Annotated in this window: 6 protein-coding genes; 1 reads left to right on the forward strand and 5 read right to left on the reverse strand. The window is 43.9% G+C overall.

Annotated features, from left to right (window positions below; all coding sequences use genetic code 11):
* Window positions 1–381: 381 nt before the first annotated feature.
* From tsf to IM509_RS21555, 5 genes are all read right to left on the reverse strand, one after another.
* On the reverse strand, window positions 382–1137 hold the full coding sequence (gene tsf / locus IM509_RS21535) for a translation elongation factor Ts (RefSeq protein WP_185238060.1): 756 nt from the start codon (window positions 1135–1137) through the stop codon (window positions 382–384).
* A gap of 116 nt (window positions 1138–1253) precedes the next feature.
* Window positions 1254–2051, reverse strand: coding sequence for a 30S ribosomal protein S2 (gene rpsB, locus IM509_RS21540; RefSeq protein WP_002760998.1), 798 nt, complete (start codon window positions 2049–2051; stop codon window positions 1254–1256).
* Window positions 2052–2692: 641 nt separating this feature from the next.
* Complete coding sequence (gene bcp, locus IM509_RS21545) at window positions 2693–3160, reverse strand: thioredoxin-dependent thiol peroxidase (RefSeq protein ID WP_052276444.1); 468 nt, start codon at window positions 3158–3160, stop codon at window positions 2693–2695.
* A gap of 2 nt (window positions 3161–3162) precedes the next feature.
* Window positions 3163–4011 (reverse strand): M56 family metallopeptidase, encoded by an 849-nt coding sequence (locus IM509_RS21550; protein ID WP_052276445.1) that lies wholly within the window; start codon window positions 4009–4011, stop codon window positions 3163–3165.
* Complete coding sequence (locus tag IM509_RS21555; RefSeq protein WP_002761005.1) at window positions 4011–4499, reverse strand: BlaI/MecI/CopY family transcriptional regulator; 489 nt, start codon at window positions 4497–4499, stop codon at window positions 4011–4013. Before IM509_RS21555 ends, IM509_RS21550 begins: the two co-directional genes overlap by 1 nt.
* Window positions 4500–4519: 20 nt before the next feature.
* On the opposite strand from IM509_RS21555, the gene IM509_RS21560 reads away from it, so the two are divergent.
* A complete protein-coding gene (locus tag IM509_RS21560) occupies window positions 4520–4810 on the forward strand; it encodes a small RNA NsiR4-regulated ssr1528 family protein (RefSeq protein ID WP_002732452.1) in 291 nt (96 codons plus the stop codon).
* The last annotated feature ends 157 nt before the right edge of the window (window positions 4811–4967 follow it).

Here is a 4967-nt window from a genome sequence, read left to right on the forward strand (position 1 = left end):
AAAATTGTCTGAGCAATTTTTTGATAATTGACCACTGTTACATTTGGTAAATCGAGGAGTTGATCAAAATTTATCCACATAACCCACCTCCTGTTCTGTGTTACTATTATACCATGCTCACACAGAACCTAGAAGAGCCCCACTTTCTTTTTTCTTTTGACTGATTACTGTTTACTGATAACTGATAAGTGGGTGGGTGGAATTAAATATAAAATGAACGTAGGTTGGGTTGAAGCATGAAACCCAACGCCCGCATGGGTTACGCTACCGCTAACCCATCCTACAAATAATTGTGCCTACCTACTTAAATCAGGTCCCCCACCCCCCTGAAGACAAAAAGGGTACGAAACTCGCACCCCACCAGATTGATCTTCATTTAACTTACTTTTTCTTTTTGCCTTTAGCGGGCGGATTATCCTTCGCTGCCGGTTCTGGGGCTTTTTCCTCCACTTGCGGGGCTGCTGCCACGGGTTCCGGGGGTTTTTGTCCCATTTGGGCGGCTACTTCGGCGGCGAAATCCGTTTCTTCTTTCTCGATCCCTTCACCTAGTACAAAGCGTTGGAAACGACGCACCTGAATATTTTCTCCCAAAGCGGCGATCGCTTGTTTGAGCAACTCCTCAATACTAATGTTCTGGTCGCGGATAAAGGGTTGATCAAGCAGAGAAAGTTCTTTCAAACGTTTTTCAATGCGGCCGGCCACGATTTTTTCTTTGATATTATCGGGTTTATTGGCTAAATCGTCCCGTCCCATCTCAATTTCTTTTTCTTTGGCGGAGATTTCGGCGGGAATATCGGCCACTTTCACATATTCGACGTTAGGACAAGCGGCAATCTGCATCGCCACGTCATTAACTAATTTTTTGAACTCCTCGCGACGGGCAACAAAATCGGTTTCGCAGTTCACTTCCACTAAAACACCGATGCGACTGCCGGTGTGGATGTAACTGCCGATCATCCCTTCTGCCGCTACCCGACTGGCTTTTTTCTCGGCGGAAGTAATCCCTTTTTGACGCAACCATTCGATCGCTTTAGTTATATCCCCCGCGTTTTCCGTCAGCGCCCTCTTGCAATCCATCATGCCGGCGCCGGTCTTTTCCCTAAGTTCTTTAACCTGTTGTGCTGTAATTTCTGCCATAAAATTCCTAACCTACTGCTTATAGTTGATCATGCCACGAGAAGGGCAGGTTTTGCCGATCGATAGGTCCGGAAAGTTTACCCCCGAACCTAGCGGCAATCAATAGCTAATTTTCCCTAGTTATCGTCGTCTCCACTGGCAAATTCGGCGGCGTATTGGGAATAATCACCTTCTTCCTCGTACTCGGTTTCATCCTCGTAGTCTTCCTCGTATTCTTCCACCGCTGCTTGACCACCGCGACGACCTTCGATGATCGCATCGCTAATTTTGCCTAAAATCAGTTTAACTGAGCGAATTGCGTCATCGTTGGCGGGAATCGGCACATCTACTAAGTCAGGATCGCAGTTAGTATCCAAGAGGGAGATGATGGGAATGCCCAATTTTTGGCATTCTTGGATAGCGTTGTATTCCCGACGCTGATCCACTACGATGACTAAATCCGGCAGCCGGCGCATGGTTTTAATGCCACCGAGGTATTTTTCTAGTTTGCCTAATTCCCGACGCAGTACCGATGCTTCTTTTTTCGGTCGTTTATCAAGGGCGCCGCTATTTTCTAATTCTTCTAATTCTTTGAGTCTTTCTACCCGGCCGCGAATGGTTTCCCAGTTGGTTAACATTCCCCCCAACCAGCGTTGGTTAACGAAGTGGCTACCGCTGCGTAAAGCTTCCTGTTTAATGATTGCTGCCGCTTGCCGTTTCGTACCGATGAATAAAAAGCGTTTACCGCGATCGGCTTCTCCTCGGACAAATTCGTAAGCTTCTTCGATTAATTGGGCAGTTTGCACCAAATCAATGATATGAACCCCATTCCGGGCAGTGTAGATGTACTGAGACATTTTCGGGTTCCAACGGCGCGTTTGATGGCCAAAGTGAACCCCAGACTCTAGCAATTCTGCGAGAGAGACAACGGGCATATTTTTCTCCTTTTCGGGTTTATCCTCCATCTAGGGCTGGATTTCTAGATTCCTAGAAACACCCGATCGCCTAGATGTGCGATTTTTGACAACTTTTCTAGTCTAACATAAGTAGTCGTGCAAAATTAATTTCTTGGTTGAGACAGGAGACAGGAGACAGGAGACAGGAGACAGGAGACAGCTATCAGTTATCAGATTTGAGTTTTAAGTGAGCAGCATTAAATAGAAGTTTCCTACTGTCTTTTCACTGATTAATGATTACTGTTTACTGATCACTGATGGTTCTTCGTTACTTGGTATGGTTCGATAGGGGGGCATAAATCGACTAAATCCTTATCTGGTAAGAGACTTAATTGATTAGTTTGCTCTAGAGCAAAAACAATTGACAAAAATCGCTAAATGCCTTTCTATGTAAGGGTTCCATCCCTTATAACCCCCGTCCATTGCATAACACAAACCGAAGAGCCTCACTGATCACTGATTACTGTTTACTAATCACAGCAAAAAGTGTTCATGTTAGTGAGCTTGTCGAACTACTGATCTCACGACGAAGTCTGACGGCTTAGATGTGTAATTAATTTTGCTTAGGTACTTAAAAGAGCGCGATCAGTACCCAGAAAAAATCGACTACTAGGGGCTTCCTACTGCAATTCCTCAAGTTTTTTCAAAACCGCTTCTGCATGGGCTTTTACCTTGACATTTGACCAAATATAGGCAATATTTCCCCGGGGGTCGATCAGGAAAGTGGAGCGTCTAATCCCCATATATTCCTTGCCCATAAATTTTTTTAATCCCCAGACTTGATAAATTTCCGCCAGTTGATGCTCGGGATCGCTCAATAATTGAATAGTTAAATTGTGTTTTTCAATAAAACGACAGTGGGACTTTTCTGAATCGGGACTAACTCCCAGAATTACCGCATTTAATTGCTGAAATTGCGGCGACAAAGCGGTAAAATCGATCGCTTCTGTGCTGCAGCCCGGAGTGTTATCTTTGGGATAAAAATATAAGACCAACCATTGACCGGCAAAATCTGCTAATTTACTAATTTCCCCCCTTTGGTTGGGGGTGGCAAATTCGGGGGCTTTTTGTCCAACTTCTAGGGTCATTTTTAGGAGTGTAAAGGCAAGAGTAAGAAAGGAGCGAGGGAGAGGGAAAGCAATAGCCAGACTTGATAGTTAAATCTGGGAAGTTCGGGGTTTTCTGACTCGACTAAAGCATCGATTCTCTCTAATAAACGATTATTTAAAGAATGATCATTGAGAGCGACACAGCAACTATCGGAGAAACTTATTTCCGCTACTTGATTAACTTTTTCTGCCACTAAAAGCAGCGATTCAGCTAATAGTAAATAATCCACTTGTCCAGAAGCATACTTATCGGCGCGCAATTCCCGCAAGAAGACCAATTCTGACCATAAATTCTCGCTATTGGGCAGCCAAGAAGACATCGATCGCAACCAACCTAACCAGAAAAACCAGAAAGTGTCATGATATTCTTGGTGAGCTTGTTCGTGGGCTAAAACTGCTTGTAAATGTTCTTGATCTAAGAGATTTAATAATCCTTGCGTCACAATTAATTCCGACTTCCAGAAGCCAACTCTGGCACTGTAGGGAAAATCCACTGCTAAAACTCTCGCCTTCTGAGCGGTGATTTTTTTGAGGGGATAACTGCTAAAATCCCGATGGGTTTGCCAAGTTTGATAGGAGAGTTTTATCAAACAAAATATAGCAAAAACTAGCCAAATTATAGCACTAAAGTAACTAATTAAACTGGAGTTATAACCCAACATTTGCCCGCGATAGCCCATACAAACCACCGATGTAACTGTCATTAACAGCAGCAAAGGAGGAAAGAGGAAGAAAAATAGCGTTGTCTGCCAACGACGCTGATAGCTAGGCAGAAACCAACGTAAACCAATAGCGATAGTTAATGCTAGTAATAACATTAAACTGTGCATTAGCTTTCTCTCCGTTGTTGACGCAGGGTATCTAAACGAGATGCGATCGCTTTTAATTGTTCGACACTAGCAGTATCGAGACTATCGGCAAAAGAAGCCACCACATCCGCATTACCAATAGCCAAAAAACGATGTAATTGTTCGTAGGCTTTAATTGCCTGTGCTTGTTCCTTAGAAACCATCGGTTTCCAGTAGAAAATCCGACCCTTTTTATAACAACTTAACCAGCCTTTATTAGTTAAACGACGCAGTACCGTAGTCACAGAAGTATAGGCTAGATCTCGTTCTGGATCCGCTAAAATGCGATCGTGGACATCCTTAACGCTAACGGGTTCCAATTCCCAGACAATATTGAGAATTTCCGCTTCCAGGGGGCCCAGGGATAACTGTTTTGGTTGATAGGTCGGCAATTGAGCCATAGTTACACAGAAATGAAGATTACTTTCCTGATCATAGCGGCGGATATCGATCGCCTGATAAAATAGCAATGATCCTTTATATTGTCTTTATGTCCACCGAAACTAATTTAACCACAACTACGGGCGCTGATGCCATTGATGTGGCGATCGCTAATGGCATTGATTTTGATGGTTCCCCAATTCCCCCGGCAAAATTGGAACTTTATCACCGGGTAATGGGTTTGGAAGCAGGACGACAAAGAAGCGGGGTTTCTAACACGATGAGATCGCGAATTGTCCGCATCGGGGCCAAACATATCCCCCAAGAGGAATTAAATCAGCTGTTGTTAGCCGCCGATTTTGCCCCTCTCAAGGAGAAAGAAATCGCTTTTTACCTATAATGTCGGCTTTTCATCTCTCGGTTTCACCTCGGAGATGAAAAGTTCCGCCAGCATAGAACAGCGAAGCACGACTAAGAATAACTCTAATCTATAGTTGCCAATTTAACTTTAGTATGCTAGAGTAGTTTGCGTGGTAGGTCGATAACGCAAAATGTTT

The sequence above is a fragment of the Microcystis sp. M31BS1 genome, assembly GCF_020245285.1.
Classification (GTDB): domain Bacteria; phylum Cyanobacteriota; class Cyanobacteriia; order Cyanobacteriales; family Microcystaceae; genus Microcystis; species Microcystis panniformis.